Here is a 22,874-nt window from a genome sequence, read left to right on the forward strand (position 1 = left end):
CCCTCGTCGTCGAAGAAGGCTGATCTCCATGGGCGTCACGAGCATCGACGCACCGCAGTGGTTCCTCTCCTCGTTCGTCCGCAGCGCCCGGGGCGCCGGAGCGACCGCGTCGGACGACGAGATCCGCGCCGTCGGGCAAGGACTCCTCGACCGCTGGGACACCCCCGGCCGCAACTTCCACAACCTGCGTCACCTCGCGGACGTGCTCGGCCGGGTGGACGAGCTCTCGCAGGAGACGCACGACCCCGACCTCGTGCGGCTCGCCGCCTGGTACCACGGCGCGGTCTTCGACGCGAAGGGCCGCGCGACCTACGCGAACAAGGGCGGCGAGGACGAGACGGCGAGCGCCGCCCTCGCGCTGGCAGAGCTGACGGAGCTCGGCGTCCCCGAGGACGCGGCGCGCCGTGTCGCCCACCTCGTGAACGCCCTCGTGCGGCACGCGCCCGACCCCACCGACTTCGACTGCGCCGTGCTGTGCGACGCCGACCTGGCGGTGCTCGCCGCCGAGCCGCAGCGCTACAAGGAGTACCTCAAGGACGTGCGCGACGAGTACGCGCACATCCCGCCCGAGGACTACGTCCGGGCGCGCATGGCCATCCTCACCAAGCTGCTCGAGCGGCGGTCGCTGTTCTCCAGCCCGCTCGGTGCGGCCTGGGAGGAGCCCGCTCGGCAGAACCTCGACGCCGAGCTCCAGCGCCTGCGCAAGGAGCAGATCAAGCTGACGCGACGATCCACGCCGTCCACAGCCCCTTCGTCCTGAGCCGCTGTCCACAGGAGCGCTGCGCTCGGGGGCGGTGGCGTCGCCCGCTCCCCTAGCGTCCTCGTGAACCCGGCGGACGGCCGGGGTCACGCGGCCCGCGAGGGTCGCCGGACACGACGGAGGACGACGATGAGCAGGTACGAGGTCGACAGCGCGCGCGTCGCGCAGGCCAGCACGGCCGTGAACGGGTCGGTGACGGCGATCCGCTCGGAGGTCGCGGCGATGATGCGGCACCTCACGGACCTGCAGGCGTCGTGGCGCGGCGGAGCCGCCGACGCCTTCACGGGCGTCATGGTGCAGTGGCAGGGCACGCAGGTCCAGGTCGAGGCGGCGCTCGACGCCATCACCGCCGCTCTCGGGTCGGCCGCGCAGACGTACGCGGACGCCGAGGCCCAGGCGTCGCGCCTGTTCGTCGCCCGCTGACCGGAGGCGGCCGAGCGAGGACCGCGCCGGCGGTGGCCGCCGCTCAGGCGACGGTGACGACGACGGCGAGCGCGTCGCCGGGTGCGACGTGGTCGCCGGGGCGGACCAGGACCTCGGTCACCCGCCCCGGGAGGGCCGTCGTCACCGGCAGCTCGAGCTTCATCGCCTCGAGCACGACGACGGCCCCTCCTGCCGGCACCCGGTCGCCCGGGCGGGCCTCCAGACGCCAGACGACGCCGCCGATCGGGGCGCGCAGGACCGTGCGGTCCGGGTCGTGCTCCTCGTCGGCTCCCGGCACTCGGGGATCGTCACCCGGACCACGCGCCGCAGCGCCGATCCCCGGGTCGCCGTCCGAGGTACGGTCGCGGGACCATCGGCCCCCGGTGTCGTCTCGGGACCGTCGGGCACGCCGGCCGGGAGCGCCGACGAGCTCGCCCGCGCCCGCCCACGCCTCGAGCTCGCGGTCGAACGCGGCGCGGCGCGAGCGGGTGACGGAAGCGATCTCGTCGGCGTGCGTGGCGAGCAGGTCGAGGTGCGCGCGCCCGGAGAACGTCCCCGGGCTCACGGGCACGTCGAGCACACCTGCCCGGGCGGCGGCCCGCCGTTCGACGAGCTCCGCCGCGTCGACCGGCTCCCACACGATGCGGTCGAACGCACGGAACAGCCACGGGACGCCGCGCTCGAACGGGTCGCGCTGCGCGTGCGGCGCCCAGATGGGCACCGTGCGGCCGACGAGCTGGTACCCGCCCGGGCTGTCCATCCCGTAGACGCACAGGTACGTCCCGCCGAGTCCCACGGCGTCGGCGGGTGTCCAGGTCCGCGCGGGCGTGTACTTCGTCGTGAGGAGGCGGTGCCGCGGGTCGACAGGCAGGGCGAGCGGCGCACCGAGGTACACGTCGCCCAGGCCGAGCACGAGGTACTGCGCGTCGAGCACGGTGCGCCGCACGTCGTCCACGGAGCCGAGCCCGTTGACGCGCCGCACGAAGTCTGCGTTGGACGGGAGCCACGGGGCGTCCTCCCGGACGGCCGCCGCGTACCGCTCGACGGCCTCGTGGATCGCGGGGTCGTCCCAGCTCAGCGGGAGGCGCAGCTCGCGGCTCGGGACCTCGATCTCCGCGGACGGCGGGAGGTCGCCCTCGATCTCCTCCAGCAACCCGACGAGACGTCGCGCGGGCAGCTCGTCCGGGTCGACGTGGACGTGCAGGGTCCGCACCCCGGGCGTGACGTCGACGACGCCCCGCGGAGCGCTCTCCGCGAGCGCCTGCGCCAGCGCGTGGACCCGCAGCCGCAGGAGCAGCGGGTCTCCTGCGCCGTCGTCGTCGTACTCGACGAGCGCGTTGTCCTCGGCGCCGCGCAGGTACCGCACGACCGGACGTCCGACGGGCCCGTCCCCGTCGCGACGCGCGAGCACGCCGTCGTCCGGGACCGTACGCCGGGAGGCGGGGACCCGCGCCGCGGCACGCGCCGCGGCACGGGTGCGCAGGACCCGCGCCGCGTCGTCGTCCACGACGACGAACCGCACGACGTCCCCCGGCCGGAGCTGTCCGAGCTTCCAGCGCGCGCCGGCGACGACGGTCAGCGGGCACACGAACCCGCCCAGGCTCGGGCCGTCCGGGCCGAGCAGGATCGGAGTGTCGCCGCTGACGTTGAGCGCGCCGACGGAGTACGGGTTGTCGTGCACGTTCGAGGGGTGCAGCCCGGCGTCGGCGCCGTCGGCCCGTACCCACGTGAGGGGCGGCCCCGAGAGCCGTACCCCGGTGCGGTCGGCGTGCGGCAGGACGCGCCACCAGGAGGTGCGCAGCCGGCCCAGCGCCGCCGTCGTGAGGTGCGTCGGCTGCGGGCCGGTCGCGACGGCGATCTCCCAGGAGTGGCCCATGCGCGGGCGCTCGTCGGAGGGCACGGGCCGCGGCGCCGGGCTCTCCTCGCTGCTGCCGACGCGGGAGCTGCGCGGGTGCAGCACGTCGCCCGTGGCGAGCGCCCTCCCGGCGTAGCCCCCGATGCCGCCGAGGAGGAACGTCGCGGACGACCCGAGGTACGTCGGGACGTCGAGCCCGCCCCGCACGAGCACGTAGGTGCGGAGCCCGACCGCGTGCGGCCCGCCCACCGCGAGCACCCCTCCGGGCGGGACCTCGACCGGCTCCCACTGACGCACGGGCTCGCCGTCCACCGTGACCGGCGCGGGCGCCCCGGTCACGCACACCGTCGCGGCGTGCGTGAACCGCAGCGTCGGGCCCGTGAGCGTGGCCTCCAGGCCGGGCAGTCCCTCGGGGTTGCCGAGCGCGCGGTTGCCCGCGCGGAACGAGAGGTCGTCCATCGGCCCCGACGGTGGCACCCCGACCGCCCAGTACCCGGTGCGGCCGGGCCAGTCCTGGACGGTCGTGAGCACGCCGGGGTCGAGCACCTCGATCGACGGGGACGGGTCGTGGACCCGTCCGAGCGTGGTGGTCGTCGCCGTTCCCGCCGCGACGGCGGGGTCGTCGAGCGCGGCGCGCAGCAGCGAGACGTTGGTGGGCACCCCGTCGACGCGCACGTCCCGGAGCGCTTTCCGCAGGTCCCCGAGGGCGCCGGCGTGGGTCGACGCGCGGACGACGACCTTGGCGAGCAGCGGGTCCGCGTGCGGACCGAGCTCGTCGCCGACGCTCGCGCCCGTCTCGACGCGGACGGTCGCCCTCGCCCGTCCGGCCGGGGTGCCGTCCGCCCGCCCGACCGGAGCACGGCGCGCGCCCCCGTCGCGTGACCGGTGACCGGACGGCAGGTCGAGCCGCGCGAGGGTCCCGGCGACCGGTCGTCCGTGCCGCACGTCCTCCACGTAGACGCGGGCCTGCACGGCCGCACCGCGCAGGGCCGGGCCCGACGCCGGCACCCCTTCGAGCATCGACGTGTCCCCGAGCGCGAGGCGCAGCATCCACGCGACGAGGTCGACGCCCGTCACCTCCTCCGTCACCGTGTGCTCGACCTGGATGCGGGGGTTCACCTCGAGGAACGTCACGTCGCCGGTGTCGGCGTCGAGGAGCGCCTCCAGGGTCGCGGCGGAGCGGAGGGCGACGCGCTCCGCGAGGCGGCGCGCGCCGTCGTGCAGCGCGGTCCGCGAGGCCGGGTCGAGGTGCGGCGCGGGCGCGACCTCGAGCACCTTCTGATGACGGCGCTGGACCGAGCAGTCGCGGTCGCCGAGGGTGACGACGCGGCCCGCCCCGTCCCCGAAGAGCTGCACCTCGAGGTGCCGCGCGCGCTCGACGTGCCGCTCGACGTACAGCCGCCCGGACGTCCCCGGTCGCGACGACTCACGGTGCCACGCCGCCGCGAGCTCGCCGGGGTCGCGGCACACGTGGACCCCCGTGCCGCCACCGCCGCCCGCGTCCTTGAGCACGAGCGGGAAGCCGATCTCGCGCGCCCAGCCGTTCGCGTCCTCGAGCCCGGCGAGCACCGGCGACCCGGGCAGCACCCGCAGCCCGCACTCCTCCGCGAGCGCCCGCGCGCGGGCCTTGTCGCCGAGCACGCGCAGCTGCCCGGGGGTCGGGCCGGCGAACGCGACACCCGCCGCCTCGACGGCCCCGGCGAACGCGGCGTCCTCGGAGCGGAACCCGTACCCGGGGTGCAGCACGTCAGCGCCCGCGGCGAGCGCGGCGTCGAGGAGCCGCCCGCCGTCGTCGTAGGACTCGGCGACGGGCGCCGGCCCGAGCCGCACCGCGTCGTCGGCGAGACGCACGTGGCGGGCCCCGCGGTCCGCGTCGGAGTGCACGGCGACCGTCCGCAGCCCCAGGTCGCGGGCGCTGCGGAGGATGCGGCAGGCGATCTCGCCGCGGTTCGCGACGAGCAGCGTGGCGGTCATCGCCCTCCCGGGTGCCGTGCGGGCGAGAGGGTGCCGCGCCGTCGGGTCGAACGACGACACTGTAGGCCCGGCGTGCCACCGCCGGGCGCGGGGTCTCAGACGGCGAGCGCCATGCGCGACAGCGCACGGGCGGCGCGCTCCATGACCACGGCGAGCGACTCCCCCACGTGCTTGTGCAGCGCCGTGCGGGCCTCGGGCAGCCGGTCCGCGAGCGCGAGCTCGAGGATCTCGACGTGCTCGTCGATCGTGATGCGGATGCGCTCCGGCTCGACGAAGTCGTACATCCGCACCGCGCGGACCTTCTCGTTGACCTCGACGAGGGCCTCGGTGAGCCGTTCGTTGCCCGCCGCGCGCGAGAGCACCGTGTGGAAGCGCTCGTCGAGCATGACGAAGCTCGGGTCGGGCTCGGGCACGTCCGCGCGCAGCCCGAGCCAGTACGTGAGCTCGGCGGACAGCGCGTCGGTGTCGTAGCGCAGCTCGGGGTTCTCGATGATCCGCTCGACGCCGCGCAGCTCGAGCGTGACGCGCAGCTCGTAGAGGTCGTGCAGCTCCGCGAGGCTCGGCACGACGACGGCGTAGCCGAAGTCGGTCCTCTCGATGAGCCCGTCGGACAGCAGGCGGGACAGGGCCTCGCGCACCGGCGTGCGCGAGACGTCGAAGAGCTTGCTCAGCTTGGGCTCGGTGAGCCGTTCGCGCGGGTCGACGCGGCCGTTGAGGATCTCGGCGCGCAGCCGGGTGTAGACGGTGTCCCGGAGGGAGCGCGCGGCCGCGCCGGGAGTCGTCGCGGTCACGATGTCCATGCTGGCTCTCCTGACTCGTCCGGCCACTGCGTCCCCTGCCCCATCCTCCCGCACCGGCACGGCCACCGTTCGCGCACCGTGCGCGCGCCCGGCGTCGTCACACCGCCATCGCCGCACGGACCCCGGCCTCGGCGTCCTCGCCGCCCGCCCCGCGGCTCGTGACGCGTCCCGACTGGAGGACCACGTAGTCGCTCGCGGCGCCGAGCGCGAACCCGACGTGCTGCTCGACGAGCAGCACCGACAGGCCGCCCGCGTCCGTGAGGGTCAGGATCGCGTCCTCGATCTCGGTGACGACCGACGGCTGGATGCCCTCGGTCGGCTCGTCGAGCACGAGGACGCGCGGGCCGGTGATGAGCGCGCGCGCGATCGCGAGCTGCTGGCGCTGGCCGCCCGAGAGCAGTCCTGCCCGACGGCCGAGCAGTCCGCGCAGCGCCGGGAAGAGGTCGAGCGCGTCGTCGAGCCGGCGCGGTCCCTCGCGCGACATGTCCGCGACGAGCTGGAGGTTCTCGCGCGCGGTGAGGTCGCCGAACGACTGCTGCCCCTGCGGCACGTACGCGAGCCCGCGCCGCACCCGCTGGAACGTCGGCAGCCGGGTGACGTCCTCGCTGTCGAGCACGACGGTGCCCGACCGTGGCTTGAGGAGGCCGAGGGCCGTCCGCAGGAGCGTCGTCTTCCCGGCGCCGTTGTGTCCCAGCACCGCGGCCACGCCGCCCGCGGGCACCGTGAGGTCCACGCCGTGCAGCACCATGGTCCGGCCGTAGCCGGCGTGCAGTCCCGTGAGCTCGAGCATCACGCCTCCTCCTCGTGGGTCGCGCGGCCCTGCGGCCCCGCTGTCGGTCCCGTGCCCGACGCCGCGGGCTCGCCGTCCGGGGCGCCTCGCCCGGGCCGTCGAGCGCCGCGGGTCGCGCCCGCGCTGCCGAGGTAGACCTCCTGGACGCGCGGGTCGGCCTGGACCTCGGCGTACGTGCCCTGGGCGAGCACCCGGCCGAGGTGCAGCACCGTGACCGACGAGGCGAAGGCGCGCAGGAACTCCATGTCGTGCTCCACGACGACGACCGTCCGCTGGGCGCCGATGCGCTGCAGCAGCTCGCCCGTCTGCTCGCGCTCCGCCTGGCTCATGCCCGCGACGGGCTCGTCGAGCAGGAGCAGTCGCGCGTCCTGGACCAGGAGCATGCCGATCTCGAGCCACTGCTTCTGCCCGTGTGCGAGGATCCCGGCCTGCGTGTCCCGCAGGTGCGCGAGGCCGACGGTCTCGAGCGCCTGCTCGACGGACTCGGGCACCTGGCCGCGCCGGCGCAGGAGCGTGAGCGCCCCGCGCCCCGCCCCCGCGGCGATGTCGAGGTTCTGCAGGACGCTGAGCTCCTCGAACACGCTCGCGGTCTGGAACGTGCGCCCGACGCCCGCGCGGGCGATCCGGTGGGTCTTCTTCCCCAGCAGCTCGACGCCGCCGAACTGCACGGAGCCGGACGCCTTCGCGAGGCCGGTGATCGCGTCGACGATCGTCGTCTTCCCGGCACCGTTCGGGCCGATGAGGAAGCGCAGGTCGCCCGCCGTCACGGTGAGGTCGACGCCCTGGACGGCGACGAACCCGTCGAACTCGACGCGCAGGCCGCGGACCTCGAGGTAGTCGTGCCGGAACCGGGAGTCGTCGACGCCGAGGACGGCCTGGGCCGCCTCCAGGTCGAGGCCGTCGCCCGCGACGCCCACCTCGAGGGCGGCGTCCGGTGCGGTGTGCTGCTCGGTCATGAGGCCCTCCCCGAGGGAACGTCGACGGCGGTGCGCTCGGTCTCGTCGGGACCGGCGCCGGAGGTGACGTCGCCGCCCGGGGCGGGACCGGCGTCGGGCACCGGAGCACCGCGCGAGCGGCGCCACCGGGTGAACAGCTCCGCGAGACCGCCCGGCAGGAACGCGACGACGACGATGAACAGCGCGCCCTGGGCGTAGATCCACCCGGACGGGAACTGCTCGGACAGGCTGGTCTGCGCCCAGCTCACCGCGATCGACCCGAGCACCGGGCCCAGCAGCGTCGCGCGGCCGCCGATCGCGACCCCGATGAGGAAGCCGATCGAGGGCACGACCCCGACGTCGGCGGGAGAGACGATGCCCACGATGGGGACGAACAGCGCTCCCCCGACGGACGCCATGAGCGCCGCGACGGCGTAGGCGACGACCTTGACCATGGCCGGGTCGTAGCCGAGGAACCGCACCCGGTTCTCCTGGTCGCGCACGGCGACGAGCAGCTCGCCGAACCGGGACACCATGAGCTGGCGCGCGATCGCGACCATGACGAGCAGCGCCCCGGCGGCGATGAAGAACAGCATGCGCTTGTTCACCGGGTCGGCGAGGTCGTAGCCGAAGAAGGACCGGAAGCCGTTGAGCCCGTTGGTGCCGCCCGTCGTCGCCTGCTGGCCGATCAGGAGGATCGCGAACGCGGCCGCGAGCGCCTGGGACAGGATCGCGAAGTACGCGCCGCGGACGCGCCGCGTGAAGACGGCCCAGCCGAGCAGCGCGGCGACGGCGGCCGGCACGACGAGGATCGCGAGGATCGTCACGACGGGCGAGCGGAACGGCTCCCACCACCCCGGTACGACGCCGGAGCCGTAGAGCATCATGAAGTCGGGGACGCCGCCGGGCCCGGACGCCTGCTCGGCGTCCGCGAGCTTGAGGTGCATCGCCATCATGTAGGCGCCGAGGCCGAAGAACACGCCCTGTCCGAGCGTGAGCATCCCGCCGCGCCCCCACGCGAGGCCGATGCCGACGGCGACCATCGCGAGGCACAGGAACTTGCCGAGCAGCCCGAGGCGGAACGTCGAGAGCGTGGCGGGCGCGACCGCGAAGAGCAGCACGGCGGCGACGGCGAACCCGACGATCACGCGGGCGCGCGACGAGCGGAACAGGGTCTGGGCCCGTGCGGTGACGGTGGTCATGCGAGGCTCCTCGTCCGGACCGACACGAGGCCCTGGGGTCGCACCTGGAGGAAGGCGACGATGGCGACGAACACGAGCACCTTGGCGATGCTCGCCGTCGTCGAGTACTCGAACGTCGCCTGGAGCAGACCGAGCGCGAACGCCGCGATGACGGTGCCCTTGATCTGGCCGATGCCGCCGGCGACGACGACGAGGAACGCGTCGACGATGTAGCTCGTACCGAGCGTCGGGCCGACGGACCCGAGCAGCGTGAGCGCGACGCCCGCGATGCCGGCGAGGCCGGAGCCGATGAAGAACGACAGGCGGTCGGTGGCGCGGGTGGAGACGCCGCTCGCCTCGGCGAGGTCGCGGTTCTGCACGACGGCGCGGATCCGCCGCCCGAGCGGCGTCGCCTTGAGGACGACGGCCAGCGCCACGACGGCGACGACGGCGAGCGCGAGGATGAACAGGCGCGTCTTCGGTACCGCGAGACCGAACAGGTCGAACGCCCCGCTCAGCCACGACGGTGCGCGCACGTCGACGTTCGGCGCGCCGAACACGTCGCGCGCGACCTGCTGGAGCACGAGCGCGACGCCCCACGTGACGAGGAGCGTGTCGAGGGGCCGCTTGTACATGCGGTGGATCAGCGTGGCCTCGAGCAGCAGACCGAGCAGCCCGCCGACGAGGAACCCGAGCGGCAGCGCCACGAGCAGCGAGACGCCCGCGCTGCCGACGACCCCCTGCACGACGAACGCCGTGTAGGCGCCCGCCATCATGAACTCGCCGTGCGCCATGTTGATGACGCCCATCTGACCGAACGTGAGCGCCAGCCCGAGGGCGGCGAGGAGCAGGACGGAGCCGAGGCTCAGTCCCGCGAACAGCTGGGAGAACAGCACATCCATGGGCGGCGCGCCTTCCGGTGGGTGCGGGCAGGAACTCGCTGAGTGCTGGGTATTTGTCGTCCAGCGCCTTCCTGGACGACAAATACCCAGCACTCACGGGGTCAGGAGAGGCCCTCGGCCCAGTCGTAGCCCTCGAGGAACGGGTCGGGCTCGATGGGCTCCTCGGAGCTCCACTCGGTGTGGATGAGGCCGTCGGCGCCGATCTTCCCGATGAGCGCGGTCTTGGCGATGTGGTGGTTGTCGCCGTTCACGGTCACGGAGCCCTCCGGCGCGTCGAACGTCACGCCGTCGGCGGCCTCCTGGACCTCGGCGACGTCGAACGACTCGGCCTTCTCGACCATGCCCTTCCACAGGTACAGCGACGTGTACGCGGCCTCCATCGGGTCGGACGTCACGCGGTCGTCGCCGTACTCGGCCTGGAAAGCCTCGACGAACGTGGCGTTCTCGGGGCTGTCGATGGTCTGGTAGTAGTTCCAGGCGGTGAGCTGGCCCTCGACGTTCTCGACGCCGATGCCGCCGACCTCCTCCTCCGCGATGGACACCGACACGACGGGCATCGCGTCCGGGCCGAGGCCCGCGTTCTTGTACTCCTTGAAGAACGCGACGTTGGAGTCGCCGTTGAGCGTGTTGAACACGGCGTCGGCGCCGGCGGACTTCACCTTGTTGACGATGGTGGAGAAGTCGGTGTGGCCGAGGGGCGCGTACTCCTCGCCGAGGACCTCCATGCCGTTCGCCTCGGCGTAGGCGTTGATGATCTTGTTCGCGGTGCGCGGGAAGACGTAGTCGGAGCCGACGAGGAAGATCGACTCGGTGCCCTGCTCCTTGAGGTAGTCGAGGGCGGGGACGATCTGCTGGTTGGTCGTCGCGCCGGTGTAGAAGATGTTCGGCGACGACTCGAGGCCCTCGTACTGGACGGGGTAGAACAGCAGCGAGTCCTGGGCCTCGAAGACGGGGAGCATGGCCTTGCGGGACGCGGAGGTCCAGCCACCGAAGACGGCGGCGACGCAGTCGCTGGTGATGAGCTTCTCCGCCTTCTCGGCGAAGACGGTGGGCTCGGACTGACCGTCCTCCTGGACGATCTCGAGCTGCTTGCCGAGCACGCCGCCGTCGGCGTTGATCTCGGCCGCCGCGAGGGCGAGCGAGTCGGCGACGGTCTGCTCGGAGATGGCCATCGTGCCGGACAGCGAGTTGAGGAAGCCGATCTTGACGGTGTCGCCCGAGGTGTCGACGCAGCTCTCGGCAGCGGAGATCTCGCCGGCCGTGTCGCCGCTCTCGGTGCGCGCTCCGCAGGCGGTGAGCACGAGCGTGAGGGCGACGAGGGCGGCTGCCGGGGCGAGGCGGGTCGTGGCGCGTGAAGGTGTCACCGGAGGTCCTTTCAGCGGGTCGGCGCGGCCTCCGGGGCGGGAGGACCGCGTGCCGCGGGCAGGGTGTACGCGGACGTATACGAGGACGTGTCCGCAACCGTGCCCACTGGTGTCGACGCTAGAGAGGCCGTGTTTCGGGCGGTTTCACCCTCGTGTTAACGCTGCGTGTCGCAGGGTCACGATCCGGTCACGCCCGCCGCAGGCCCTCCTCGCCCGCTCCGGGTGGGACGTCACCCGGCTGACCGTCCCGGTCGAGGAACCGCTGAACCTCTGCGGCCTGGACGACGGCACGACGTCCGAGGTCTTCGAGCCCGACGCGCCCGGGCTGCACCACGTCCTCGTCGCCGGCAGGGGCCGCGACACCCACTGGGACCTCGTCGTCTCCGAGCCCGTCGAGGAGTACGTGCTCCTCGTCTGGCCGGCGGACACGTCGACGACGGCCCGCCGCACCAGGGTGCGGCGGGCCGTCGTCGAGCAGCGTCAGACAGCGGGTGCAGCGGCCGTCCGTGCGCCGAGCGCGCGACGGGCGCCCGCGAGCAGCGCCCACGTCACCGCGACCGCGAGCACGACGCCCACGAACCCTGCGACCCCGACGAAGATCCCGCCGGCCTCGCCGTAGTCGGCGAGCGGCAGCCCGGCGAACGCGTGGTCGCGCGCAGCTCCGGCGAACCCGACGGCCTCCGCGGTCGCCTCCAGCCCGTCGGGAGTGGCCGCCGCGAACGACGACAGCACGACCGCGGCGAGCAGCGCGCCGCCGCCGAGAGCGGTGACGGCCCGGCGGACACCGCCCGCCGGAGCGGCAGTCAGGACGGCGGACGCGGCGGCCGACGGCGACAGGGCCGGGGAGGCCGACCCCGCGGCGTCGGGCACGACGGCACCGCGCGCCGCCCGGGCGACCGGCTCGATCGCCGCGACCCCCGGCGCGACGGCGAGCACGAGGCCCACGACGCCGGCGGTGATGAGGGCCTCGCCGAGCCCGACGAGCACGTGCACCGAGAGCATCTGGCCCACGAGCTCACCGAGCGGCACGGGCACCGTCCCGCCGACGGCGAACAGCCCGGCGAACACCGCCGCCGACACGGGGACGCTCGCCAGCGCGCCCGCCCCCGCAGCGGCCGGCGACCAGCGACCACGCGTCAGGCGCAGGACGCCGCGCGTCACGGCCCAGCCCACGAGCGTCCCGACCACGGCCATGAGCAGCACGTTCGTGCCGAGGGCGCTGAGCCCGCCGTCGGCGAACACGAGCGCCTGCACGAGCAGGACGAGGGTCACGGACAGCATGCCGAGCCACGGCCCGACGAGCGCCGCCGCGAGCGCCCCGCCCATGAGGTGGCCGCTCGTCCCCGCGGCGACGGGGTAGTTGAGCATCTGCACGGCGAACACGAAGCCCGTGGTCGCGGCGGTGAGGGCGACGCGGCCCGGCGTGAGGTCGGCCCGGGCGCGGTACGCGGCGTACCCGACGGCGGCCAGGGACACGACGGCGGTGGTCGCCGACGTGGGGTCGTTGAGGAAGTGGTCGGGGACGTGCATGTCAGGCTCCTGTCGTCTGCAGCAAGGCGGTCTGTTCCTGGTCGTCGATGAGGGGCGCGGAACGGGCGGCGCGCGCCGCCGCGGCCCACGTGGCGACGACGGTGTCGAGGCCGGCGTCGTGCGTGCTCGCGCCGAGGTGACGTGCGACGGCGCCCGGGCCGTCCAGGTCGAGGCGCAGCGGGTGCCGCCCGGTGGCGACGGCGTCGTCCGGGTGGAGGGCCGGGGGCCGTGCACCGAGGAGGAGCACGGAGTCGACGACGCGCGCCGTCCCGAGGATCCCGGGCAGCGCACGGTCCGCGCCGAGGTCGAGGTCCTCGACGAACAGCTCGCGCGCAGGTTCGAGGCACACGGGGTCCGACCGGCCGGGCGGCGAGATCTCACCGCCGTCGTGCTGGGGACCACCTGCGAGCACGGGCCGCACCACGTGCTCGGCGCGCGTGCTGGACCGCAGCCGGCCGCCGGTCTCCCCCGTCCGGCCGAGCACGAGCGTCTCGCGCAGCAGCGCGACGGCGCCCGCACCGAGCCGCACGTCCGTGCTCCGCGCGACGTCGGCCCCCTCCGCGACGACGAACGGCAGCGCGTCCCACACGAGCAGGCCACCGGCCTCCACGACGACGTCCACGGACCACGACGCAGCCCGCCCGCGCCCGGTGTAGGCCACCGTGCCGGAGACCTCGACGAGCTCGAGCTCGACGCCCTCCCCCACGTGCACCTCGACGCGCACGTGGTCACCGCCGAGCAGAAGCGCACGGGTCGCGACGAGCGCTACCCGCGCGACACCCGGACCGGTCGACAGCACGCGCGCGCTGAGCGCCCCGGGACGCAGGTCGCACCGTACGCGCCCTGCCGCCCGGGTCACCCCGACCCGCGTCGTGCCGTCCATCCGGTCCTCTCCTCGTGCGGGCCGGTATCAGCCGCGCGCGCCGGCCGGCGCGTCGTCGTGGTGGTGGCCGTCGACGTGCGCGTGCCCCTCCGCGGGTCCGTCCGCGTGCGCGTGGTCGTGCCCGGCGTCGCCGTCGTCGTGCGTGTGGAGGAACCCGTTCCCGTCCTCGTCCGCGTGGAAGTGCGGCGCCATGGGCCCCGGGTCCTGCGGCACGTGGCTGCCCGCGCGGTGCTCCGCGAGCAGGACGTGGAGCCACGCGGTCAGGGCGTCGACCGACTCCTGGTCGAGCCGCGAGAGCGCGAGCACCGGGCCGCCGTCCCGCGCGGCCGTCGCGTCGGCGACCATCTGCGGCACGTCCACACCCACGTACGGCGCAAGGTCCGTCTTGTTGACCACGAGGAGGTCCGCGCGGGCGATGCCCGGGCCCCCCTTGCGCGCGACGTCACCGCCGCCCGCGACGTCGAGCACGAAGATCTGCGCGTCGACGAGCGCCGGCGAGAACGTGGCCGTGAGGTTGTCACCGCCCGACTCGACGAGCACGACGTCCAGCGGTGCGAAGTCCTCCTCGAGGTCCTCGACGGCCAGCAGGTTCGCCGTGACGTCGTCGCGGATCGCCGTGTGCGGGCACGCGCCGGTCTCGACCGCGCGGATGCGCTCGGGGTCCAGCACGCCGGCGGACCGCAGGAAGCGCGCGTCCTCGTCGGTGTAGATGTCGTTGGTGATGACGCCCAGCTGCAGCACCCCGGACAGCTCGCGGCACAGCAGCGCGATGAGCGAGCTCTTGCCGGTCCCCACGGGGCCGGCGACGCCGAGGCGCAGCGATCTCGTGGACGGCGTGGCAGGGGTGGTGCTCTGGTCGGTCAGGTTGTCAGGCACTGAACAGCCTCTCGGTGGTGCGGGCATGGGTCTCGGCCCACTGCTCGACGAGCGGTGCGCCGTGCGCGGGGATCGCGCGGGGATCGGTGAGGTGGGCGACGTCACGGGCGAGCGCGTCGATCGCGGGCTGCGCGGCGACGACCCAGCCGGTGGCGTCGACCGGGTCGACCGGGGCGAGCTTGAGCGTCGCCGCGGCGACGGTCTGCACGTCCTCGTACCCGACGAGACGTGCGACCTGCAGCGCGGACAGGCCCGCGCACGCCGCCGTCACGCCCAGCACGAGCGGACGCGGCGGCGACGGCGCGCGCGTCCGGCCCGACGCCGCCCGGTCGCCCTCGCGGGTCGGCGAACCGGTCGCCGCGCGCTCGCGCGGTGACCCGGCCGCGGCGGCCGTCTGCTCGGCCGCGAGGAGGCGGGCCGCCTGGTCGAGCGCGACGACGCCCGGGTGCCCGGCCCAGAGGCGGCGCAGCAGCCGCAGGTATCCCCGCCCGAGCCGTTGCGACGTCTCACGCAGCGCGGGCGACGGCGTCCGCGCGGCCCAGGCGCGCCACGTGTCGGCGAGGGCACCGGACGCCGGCGACCACGCGGCGTCGGGCACGGACGACGACGAGGCGGGCAGGTAGGGCGAGCTCGCGCCGTCGGGCAGGCCTGCGAGCACCGCGTGGCGTGCGACGACCGCCGTCGCCGCCTCGACACGCGTCACGGTCGCGAGGCGCGCGCGCACGTAGTCGGGCACGCGGGCGGGGTCCATGCCGGCCCGCAGCGCCGGCTCGAGCCCGGCCGACTGCGTGTGCCCGCCGGTCGGGAGCCGTGCGTCCGCGAGCAGCGCGAGCATGAGCTCGGCCCGCCCGTCGCCCGCGGAAGCCGCCTCCGGCGTGATCTCGTCCACGGCTCAGAACAGCGAGTAGAGCTGCGCGAGGGGCAGCCGCTCGGCGGGCGCGGGGACGACGAGCTCGCCGTCGACCTCGATCGCGAAGCTCTCGGGGTCGATGTCGATCTGCGGCAGGTAGTCGTTGAGCCTCATCTGCGCCTTCCCGACGCCGCGCGTGTCGGCGACGGGCAGGAGCTGGCGCGCGAGGCCGAGCCGTTCCTCGAGGCCGTCGTCGAGCGCGGCGGGCGAGACGAACGACATCGACACGTCCGCGCCGATCGCGTCCGCGAGCGCCGGGCGCATGAGCACGGGCTGAGGCGACGGGATCGAGGCGTTGGGGTCCCCGAGCGCGCCCCACACGAGCGCGCCGCCCTTCATGACGACGCTCGGCCGGACGCCGAACCACTTGGGCTCCCAGAGCACGAGGTCCGCGGCCTTGCCGGGCTCGACGGAGCCGACGTAGCCGTCGATGCCGTGCGCGACCGCCGGGTTGATCGTGTACTTCGCGACGTACCGGCGCGCGCGCAGGTTGTCGGCCGGCAGCGCGGGCCCGCGCCCGCCGCCCGGGTCGGCGCCGCGCCGGGCCTTCATGACGTGCGCGACCTGCCACGTGCGCGTCACGACCTCGCCGATGCGGCCCATCGCCTGCGCGTCGGACGACGTGATGGAGATGGCGCCGAGGTCGTGCAGCACGTCCTCGGCGGCGATGGTCGTGCCGCGGATGCGCGACTCGGCGAACGCGAGGTCCTCCGGGACGGCGGGGTTGAGGTGGTGGCACACCATGAGCATGTCGAGGTGCTCGGCGACCGTGTTGACGGTGTGCGGCAGCGTGGGGTTGGTCGAGCCCGGGATGACGTTCGGGTGGCTCGCGACCGTGAGGATGTCGGGCGCGTGCCCGCCCCCGGCGCCCTCGGCGTGGAACGCGTGGATCGACCGGCCGCCGATCGCGCGCAGCGTCGAGTCGACGTACCCGGCCTCGTTGAGCGAGTCGGAGTGCAGCGCGACCTGCAGGCCCCAGTCCTCCGCCGCGCGCAGCGCCGCGTCGATGGCGGCGGGCGTCGAGCCCCAGTCCTCGTGCACCTTGTAGCCGCCCGCGCCGGCCATCGCCTGCTCGCGCAGCCCCTCGGCGCTCACGGTGTTGCCCTTGCCGAGCAGGAGCACGTTCACGGGCAGGCGGTCGAGCGAGCGGTGGATCGCCTCGAGGTGCCACGCGCCCGGCGTGACGGTCGTGGCCTTCGTGCCCTCGCTCGGGCCGGTGCCGCCGCCCGCGACGGTCGTGATGCCCGTGGCGAGCGCCTCGTGGATCTGCGACGGCGAGATGAGGTGCACGTGCGAGTCGATCCCGCCCGCGGTGAGGATCTTGCCCTCGCCCGAGACGACGTCGGTGGACGGCCCGATGTGCAGGTCCGGGTGCACGCCGTCCGCGACGTCGGGGTTGCCGGCCCGGCCGAGCGCGACGATCCGCCCGTCGCGGATCCCGACGTCCGCCTTGACGATCCCCCACCAGTCGAGCACGACGGCGTTCGTGATCACGGTGTCGAGCGCACCCTCGGCGCGGGTCGTCGTGCCCTGCGCCATCGACTCGCGGATCGACTTGCCGCCACCGAAGACGACCTCCTCCCCGCCGAACGTCCGGTCCTCCTCGACCTCGATCCACAGGTCGGTGTCGCCGAGGCGCACCTGGTCGCCCTTCGTGGGCCCGTACAGCGCGACGTAGCGCTCGCGCGAGATCGCGACCATCGCTCAGTCCTCCGTGGTCGTCGTGGGGTCGAGGCGGCCGCCGTCGGGCTTGCCGCGCTGGAGGCCGGGCACGCGACGTCGGCCCCGGAGCGCCACGGCCTCGACCTCGGCCGACGCGCCCGGCTCGAACCGGCGCGACGTGCCCGACGGGACGTCGAGCCGGAAACCGTGCGCTGCGGCGCGGTCGAGGTCGAGCGCCGCGTTGGCGTCGGGCAGGTGCAGGTGCGACCCGATCTGCACGGGCCGGTCGCCGGTGTTCGTCACGACGAGCGTGAGCCGCTCGTCGTCGGTGCGGTCCGCGTTGAGGACGACGGGGATGTCCTCCGCCCCCGGCTTGAGCCGGATCGCGCCCGGCCCGCTCGTGCTGATACCCGCCATCGTCGGCTCCGTCCTGCGCTGCTGCTCGTGCGGGTCGCCGTCAGGCGATCGGCTGGTGGATGGTGACGAGCTTGCGCCCGTCGGGGAACGTCGCCTCGACCTGCACGTCGGGGAGCATCTCGGCGACCCCCTCCATGACCTCGTCACGGCCCAGGACCTCGCGGCCGGAGACCATGAGCTCGGCGACGCTCACGCCCTCGCGAGCCCGTTCGATCACCCACGTGGTGAGGAGCGCGACCGTCTCGGGATAGTTGAGGAGCACACCGCGCTCGCGCCGGTCGCGGGCGACCATGCCCGCGACGGCGAGCAGCAGCTTCTCGGTGTCACCAGGTGTCAGGTGCATGGCGGTGATCCTGCCCGTCGCATGTGTCCGACGTGTATACGCCGCGTTATACGCGTGTGTACCGCACCGCGGGCGTGCGGGCACGACGAAGGCCGCCGACCGGGCGAACCCGGCCGACGGCCCTCGATGTCCTGCTGTGCGACCCGGACGAGGCCGGGACGCGGGTCAGGCGTGGATCAGAAGTCCATGCCGCCCATGCCACCGGTCGGGTCGCCCGCGGGGGCGGACTTCTCCGGCTTGTCGGCGACGACGGCCTCGGTCGTGAGGAAGAGCGCCGCGATGGAGGCGGCGTTCTGCAGCGCGGAGCGCGTGACCTTGACCGGGTCGTTCACGCCGGCGGCGAGGAGGTCCTCGTAGACACCGGTCGCGGCGTTGAGGCCGTGGCCCGACGGGAGGTTGCGCACCTTCTCCGCCACGACGCCGCCCTCGAGGCCGGCGTTGATCGCGATCTGCTTGAGCGGGGCGTCGATCGCGGCGCGCACGATCGCGGCACCGGTCGCCTCGTCACCCTCGAGCTCGAGCTTCGCGAACGCGACGGCACCGGCCTGGATGAGCGCGACGCCACCACCGGCGACGATGCCCTCCTCGACGGCCGCCTTCGCGTTGCGCACGGCGTCCTCGATGCGGTGCTTGCGCTCCTTGAGCTCGACCTCGGTCGCCGCGCCGGCCTTGATGACCGCCACGCCGCCCGCGAGCTTCGCGAGGCGCTCCTGGAGCTTCTCGCGGTCGTAGTCGGAGTCCGACTTCTCGATCTCGGAGCGGATCTGGTTCACGCGACCCGCGATGAGGTCGGCGTCGCCGGCACCCTCGACGATCGTGGTCTCGTCCTTGGTGACGACGACCTTGCGCGCCTGGCCGAGCAGGTCCAGCGTCGCGGTCTCGAGCTTGAGGCCCACCGTCTCGGTGATGACCTGGCCGCCGGTGAGGATCGCGATGTCCTGGAGCATGGCCTTGCGGCGGTCGCCGAAGCCCGGGGCCTTGACGGCGACGGACTTGAACGTGCCACGGATCTTGTTGAGCACCAGCGTCGCGAGAGCCTCGCCCTCGACGTCCTCGGCGATGATGAGGAGCGAGCGCCCCTGCTTCATGACCTGGTCGAGGACGGGGAGCAGGTCCTTCACGTTCGAGATCTTGGACTCGACGATGAGGACGTACGGGTCCTCGAGCACGGCCTCCTGGCGCTCGGGGTCCGTCTCGAAGTAGCGCGCGAGGAAGCCCTTGTCGAAGCGCATGCCCTCGGTGAGCTCGAGCTCGAGGCCGAACGTGTTCGACTCCTCGACCGTGATGACGCCCTCCTTGCCCACCTTGTCGAGGGCCTCGGCGATGAGCTCGCCGATCGCGGGGTCGCCGGCGGAGATGGCGGCCGTGGCGGCGATCTCCTCCTTGGTCTCGATCTCCTTGGCGGCGTTGAGCAGCTGCTCGGTCACCGCGTCGACGGCCTTCTCGATGCCGCGCTTGAGGGCGATCGGGTTCGAGCCGGCGGCGACGTTGCGCAGACCCTCGCGCACGAGCGCCTGGGCGAGCACGGTCGCGGTGGTGGTGCCGTCACCCGCGACGTCGTCCGTCTTCTTGGCGACCTCCTTGACGAGCTCCGCACCGATCTTCTCGTACGGGTCCTCGAGCTCGATCTCCTTGGCGATGGAGACGCCGTCGTTCGTGATCGTCGGCGCGCCCCACTTCTTGTCGAGCACGACGTTGCGGCCCTTGGGGCCGAGGGTGACCTTCACGGTGTCGGCGAGGACGTTGAGCCCGCGCTCCATCCCGCGACGGGCCTCCTCGTTGAAGGCGATGATCTTTGCCATGGGGAATGATCCTCCGCTGGTGGCTTTCGGCGGTCGGCGGGCGCCCGCGACGGACGACCCGCGTCGGGCGGCGTTCATGTCACGCCGCCGGGGCGGGCCTCACCTGTCGACCTGGTGTTGTTGCGCGGCACCCGCCTGAACGGCTGCCTGCGCTGGTCACTTCTGTCACTCTCACAGGGAGAGTGCTAACGCCATTATTGGCACTCGCACCCTGCGAGTGCAAGACAGCGACGGCCCCTTCTCCCCCGTATCGCCCGCGGCGGAATGTCGGCGCCGGTCCATGTCGTGGCCGTGCTCCCCTAGGATGCGCGGTGTGATCCGCGCAACAGCGACGTGGCGCCTCGGTGCGGTGGCCGGCTTCGTGCTGGTCCCGAGCCTGGGGCTCAGCGCGGCGACCCCTTCGGCCGAACCGGAGGGTGAGCACATCGAGCTGTACCAGGACGGTGTCGCGGTCACCTCCGGCGCGCTCCTGCGCCTGCCGTCCGGGACCGCCGTGACCTATCTCGACGGGAGCCGCGTCCTCGACCCGGCGAGTCTCGACGCCGCCGCGCTCGCCGCAGGCGTCGACCCGGCCGACGGCGAGGCCGGCCGCCTCGCGCAGGTCGCGGGGGCTCCCCTCGACGCCGCCGCGCTCCTCGACGCGTCCGCCGCCGACGACGCCGCAGCCTCCTCGCGCGCCTGGCTCGCCGCGGGCACCGTCCCCGGCACCGGCGGGCCGTACGCGGAGCTCGGCGAGGACGCGCTGCTCGACCTGCGCGCCCTCGTGCTCGACAACGGGGCGTCGCTCGCCGCGCCCTCGCCCAAGTGGCGCTACGTGTGGCCGCGCGACGCGTCGTTCACCGCGGCGGCGCTCGCCCGCACGGGTCACGTCGACGACGCCCTCGACGTGCTCGGGTTCCTGGCCCGGGTGCAGGAGGAGGACGGGTCGTTCCACGCGCGGTACCTGCCGGACGGCTCCGGTGTCCCCGACGACCGCGGGCTCCAGTCCGACGGCACCGGCTGGGTCCTGTGGGCGGCGGCCGTCGTGGTGGCCGAGGCCCCCGCGTCCGACCGGGCCGACGTCGTCGCCCGCCTGCGTCCCCTGGTCGACGCGTCCACCGCGCACGCGCTGTCGCTCGTCGCCGGAGCCGACGCGCTGCCACCGGCGTCGAGCGACTACTGGGAGGTCGAGCCGACGTCGCTCACGCTCGGCACCGCCGGGCCTCTCCTCGCCGGGCTCGAGGCGGCGTCCGACTTCTACCGGACCGCCGCCGCGACCGAACGACCGCGACGCGCGACGGTGTACGGCGCGGGGGTCGGCAGGGTCCCGCAGCCGGCAGACGCGGCGAGCACGGCCGGTGCAGCCGGTGCGGCGGGCGCAGCCGGTGCGGGCGGGGCCGGTGCAGGCGTCGAGGGTGCGAGTGGTGCCGTCGACGATGTCGGCACCGACACCGGCGCCGCGGTCGGGACGTGGACGCGTGTCGTGCAGACGTCCGGGGCCGCAGACCGGCTGCGCGCCGCCGTCGAGGACGCGTTCGGCAGCCAGGGGTACCCGCGGCACGTGACCGGCGGCCCGCGCGACGCCTCGACGGCGTTCGTCCTCCCGCCGTTCCAGCCGGAGCCGCTCGACGGCGCGCGCGAGGCCTGGCAGGCGTCCGTCACGGAGATGCTGCGGCCGGCCGGGGGCCTCGCTCCCGGCGCGGGGTGGCGCGAGGACGGCATCTCCTGGACGCCGCAGACGACGCTCTACGCCCTGACCGCCGCGTCGTCGTCCGACGCCGAGGACCGGGCCGACGCGCGCGAGTGGCTGCGCTGGGTGGACGAGCACCGCACGGCGTCCGGCGCCATCCCGGAGAAGGTGCTGGCCGACGGGTCGCCCGCGGCCGTCGCACCGTTGTCGTGGAGCTCGGCGCTCGTCGTCCTCGCTCTCGTCGAGCTGGACGCCGCCGAGCGGTAGGGCGGTTCCTACCGCGGCGCGAGGTCGGGGGCGTCGCGCACGTCGAACTCGCGCCGCAGCACGCGGCGCGCGGCGTACCAGCCGCCGAGCCCGTGCACTCCCGGGCCGGGCGGCGTCGACGCCGAGCACACGTACACGCCCTCCAGGCCGACCGCGTACGGGTCCGGGCGAAGACTCGGCCGCGCGACCATCTGCCACATCGTCACGGCGCCGCCGGCGATGTCGCCGCCGACGTAGCTCTCGTCGTGCCGGCTCATCTCTGCCGCCGGCACGCAGCGCGACGCCACCACGACGTCGCGGAACCCTGGGGCGAAGCGCTCGATCTGGGCCACGACGTCCTCCGTGACGTCGCGCGTCGACCCGGCCGGCACGTGCGCGTAGGTCCACAGCGGCCGGAGCCCGCCCGCTCCGCGCCCGGGGTCGACGACGGTCGGGTCGCTGACGAGGAGCATCGGCCGCTCCGCGTGCCGCCCGGCCGCGACCTCCGCCTCGGCGAACGCCATCTCCGCGCGCGTCCCGCCGACGTGCACGGTGCCCGCCCGGCCGACCTCGGCGTCCGCCCACGGGACCGGGCCCGAGAGCACGAGGTCGACCTTGGCCGCGGCATCGCCGTGCCGGAACCGCCGCAGCGCCGTGGCGGCGCGCGGCGCGAGCCGGTCCGCGAAGACGTCCGCGACGACGCGCGGCACGGTGTCGAACACGTACGCGCGGGCCGGGGGCAGATCGGCCCGGGACGCCACGCGGTGACCCGTCACGACGTCGCCCCCGTGCGCGCGCAGGTCCTCGACGAGCGCCGCGACGATCGCACCGGACCCGCCGCGCGGGAGCGGCCAGCCACCCGGGGCGTGGCCCAGCGCCGCGAGGAGCAGCGCGGTCCCCGCACCCGCGAGCGACGGCAACGGGGTGATCGCGTGCGCGGCGACGCCCGTGAGCAGCGCCGCGGCCTCCTCGGTCGCGAAGCGACGGCCCCACGCACGGCTGCCCTGCTCGAGCACCGCCGCGCCGAACCGCGCCGCGACGACGGCGCCCTCCGGCCGCAGCACGCGGCCCGGCACCGAGCGCTTGTCGCCCAGCGCGACCGCGGCGACGTCGCGCCACCCGTGCGCGAGGGGACCGAGCAGCGCACGCCAGGCTGCGCCGTCGGGCCCGCCGAGCCGCTCGACCGTGCGGTCGAGGTCGTGGTAGGCGATGCCGGCCCGGCCGCCGTCGAGCGGCTGGGCGTACGAGACCTCCGGGACGACGAGGTCGACCCCGCGCGCTCCGAGGTCGAACGCCTCGAAGAACGGCGACGCCCACGCCATCGGGTGGACCGCCGAGCACACGTCGTGCACGAGCCCGTCCGCCAGGCCCAGGTCGAGCGTCCGCGCACCGCCGCCGATCGTCGGCTGCGCCTCCAGCACGCGCACCGCCAGCCCGGCACGGGCGAGCGTCACCGCGGCTGCCAGACCGTTCGGGCCCGAGCCGACGACGACCGCGTCGAGGTTCTCCACCGCGCTCGCTCAGCCCCTCGGCAGCACCGTCGTCAGCACGG

The 22,874-nt window shown here is 74.5% G+C and carries 20 protein-coding genes; 3 read left to right on the forward strand and 17 right to left on the reverse strand.

Going from position 1 to position 22,874, the window contains the following annotated elements; genetic code table 11:
* Positions 1–28: 28 nt before the first annotated feature.
* Together V5D56_RS19885 and V5D56_RS19890 are read left to right on the forward strand one after the other, a co-directional pair.
* Entirely contained in the window at positions 29–760 is a 732-nt protein-coding gene (locus tag V5D56_RS19885; RefSeq protein WP_435736990.1) for an HD domain-containing protein, read from the forward strand.
* A gap of 129 nt (positions 761–889) precedes the next feature.
* The gene (locus tag V5D56_RS19890; RefSeq protein ID WP_435736991.1) at positions 890–1,183 is read left to right on the forward strand and encodes a WXG100 family type VII secretion target; all 294 of its coding nucleotides are present in this window, start codon (positions 890–892) and stop codon (positions 1,181–1,183) included.
* Positions 1,184–1,226: 43 nt separating this feature from the next.
* Here the strand turns inward: V5D56_RS19890 and V5D56_RS19895 are convergent, their stop codons facing one another.
* The 16 genes from V5D56_RS19895 to groL form a co-directional block, all read right to left on the reverse strand.
* Entirely contained in the window at positions 1,227–5,012 is a 3,786-nt protein-coding gene (locus V5D56_RS19895; protein WP_435736992.1) for a 5-oxoprolinase/urea amidolyase family protein, read from the reverse strand.
* Between the two features lie 95 nt (positions 5,013–5,107).
* On the reverse strand, positions 5,108–5,812 hold the full coding sequence (locus V5D56_RS19900; protein WP_435736993.1) for a GntR family transcriptional regulator: 705 nt from the start codon (positions 5,810–5,812) through the stop codon (positions 5,108–5,110).
* A 97-nt stretch (positions 5,813–5,909) separates the two neighbouring features.
* On the reverse strand, positions 5,910–6,602 hold the full coding sequence (locus V5D56_RS19905; protein ID WP_435736994.1) for an ATP-binding cassette domain-containing protein: 693 nt from the start codon (positions 6,600–6,602) through the stop codon (positions 5,910–5,912).
* Positions 6,602–7,558, reverse strand: a complete 957-nt coding sequence (gene urtD, locus V5D56_RS19910) for an urea ABC transporter ATP-binding protein UrtD (protein ID WP_435736995.1) — start codon at positions 7,556–7,558, stop codon at positions 6,602–6,604. The genes V5D56_RS19905 and urtD overlap by 1 nt, the downstream gene beginning before the upstream one ends.
* On the reverse strand, positions 7,555–8,739 hold the full coding sequence (gene urtC, locus V5D56_RS19915; protein WP_435736996.1) for an urea ABC transporter permease subunit UrtC: 1,185 nt from the start codon (positions 8,737–8,739) through the stop codon (positions 7,555–7,557). The genes urtD and urtC overlap by 4 nt, the downstream gene beginning before the upstream one ends.
* Positions 8,736–9,620, reverse strand: a complete 885-nt coding sequence (urtB, locus tag V5D56_RS19920; protein ID WP_435736997.1) for an urea ABC transporter permease subunit UrtB — start codon at positions 9,618–9,620, stop codon at positions 8,736–8,738. Before urtB ends, urtC begins: the two co-directional genes overlap by 4 nt.
* 101 nt (positions 9,621–9,721) lie before the next feature.
* A complete protein-coding gene (urtA, locus tag V5D56_RS19925; RefSeq protein ID WP_435736998.1) occupies positions 9,722–10,984 on the reverse strand; it encodes an urea ABC transporter substrate-binding protein in 1,263 nt (420 codons plus the stop codon).
* A gap of 187 nt (positions 10,985–11,171) precedes the next feature.
* Positions 11,172–11,351 (reverse strand): hypothetical protein, encoded by a 180-nt coding sequence (locus V5D56_RS19930; RefSeq protein WP_435736999.1) that lies wholly within the window; start codon positions 11,349–11,351, stop codon positions 11,172–11,174.
* Positions 11,352–11,464: 113 nt separating this feature from the next.
* A complete protein-coding gene (locus V5D56_RS19935; RefSeq protein WP_435737000.1) occupies positions 11,465–12,514 on the reverse strand; it encodes an energy-coupling factor ABC transporter permease in 1,050 nt (349 codons plus the stop codon).
* 1 nt (position 12,515) lies between these two features.
* Complete coding sequence (locus V5D56_RS19940; RefSeq protein ID WP_435737001.1) at positions 12,516–13,397, reverse strand: urease accessory protein UreD; 882 nt, start codon at positions 13,395–13,397, stop codon at positions 12,516–12,518.
* A 27-nt stretch (positions 13,398–13,424) separates the two neighbouring features.
* A complete protein-coding gene (ureG, locus tag V5D56_RS19945; protein WP_435737002.1) occupies positions 13,425–14,300 on the reverse strand; it encodes an urease accessory protein UreG in 876 nt (291 codons plus the stop codon).
* A complete protein-coding gene (locus tag V5D56_RS19950; protein ID WP_435737003.1) occupies positions 14,266–15,162 on the reverse strand; it encodes an urease accessory protein UreF in 897 nt (298 codons plus the stop codon). The genes ureG and V5D56_RS19950 overlap by 35 nt, the downstream gene beginning before the upstream one ends.
* Before the next feature lie 3 nt (positions 15,163–15,165).
* Positions 15,166–16,884, reverse strand: a complete 1,719-nt coding sequence (locus V5D56_RS19955) for an urease subunit alpha (RefSeq protein WP_435737004.1) — start codon at positions 16,882–16,884, stop codon at positions 15,166–15,168.
* Positions 16,885–16,887: 3 nt separating this feature from the next.
* Positions 16,888–17,262, reverse strand: coding sequence for an urease subunit beta (gene ureB / locus V5D56_RS19960; RefSeq protein ID WP_435737005.1), 375 nt, complete (start codon positions 17,260–17,262; stop codon positions 16,888–16,890).
* Positions 17,263–17,302: 40 nt separating this feature from the next.
* Positions 17,303–17,605 carry an urease subunit gamma gene (locus V5D56_RS19965; protein WP_251150172.1) on the reverse strand — a complete coding sequence of 101 codons (303 nt, stop codon included), beginning with the start codon at positions 17,603–17,605 and terminating at the stop codon, positions 17,303–17,305.
* 176 nt (positions 17,606–17,781) lie between these two features.
* Positions 17,782–19,407, reverse strand: coding sequence for a chaperonin GroEL (groL, locus tag V5D56_RS19970; protein ID WP_435737006.1), 1,626 nt, complete (start codon positions 19,405–19,407; stop codon positions 17,782–17,784).
* Between the two features lie 313 nt (positions 19,408–19,720).
* On the opposite strand from groL, the gene V5D56_RS19975 reads away from it, so the two are divergent.
* Complete coding sequence (locus V5D56_RS19975; RefSeq protein ID WP_435737007.1) at positions 19,721–21,343, forward strand: glycoside hydrolase family 15; 1,623 nt, start codon at positions 19,721–19,723, stop codon at positions 21,341–21,343.
* Between the two features lie 8 nt (positions 21,344–21,351).
* Here the strand turns inward: V5D56_RS19975 and V5D56_RS19980 are convergent, their stop codons facing one another.
* Positions 21,352–22,833 carry a phytoene desaturase family protein gene (locus V5D56_RS19980; RefSeq protein WP_435737008.1) on the reverse strand — a complete coding sequence of 494 codons (1,482 nt, stop codon included), beginning with the start codon at positions 22,831–22,833 and terminating at the stop codon, positions 21,352–21,354.
* Between the last annotated feature and the right edge of the window lie 41 nt (positions 22,834–22,874).

Source organism: Cellulosimicrobium sp. PMB13 (assembly GCF_051294865.1).
In the GTDB taxonomy this organism is placed as follows: domain Bacteria; phylum Actinomycetota; class Actinomycetes; order Actinomycetales; family Cellulomonadaceae; genus Cellulosimicrobium.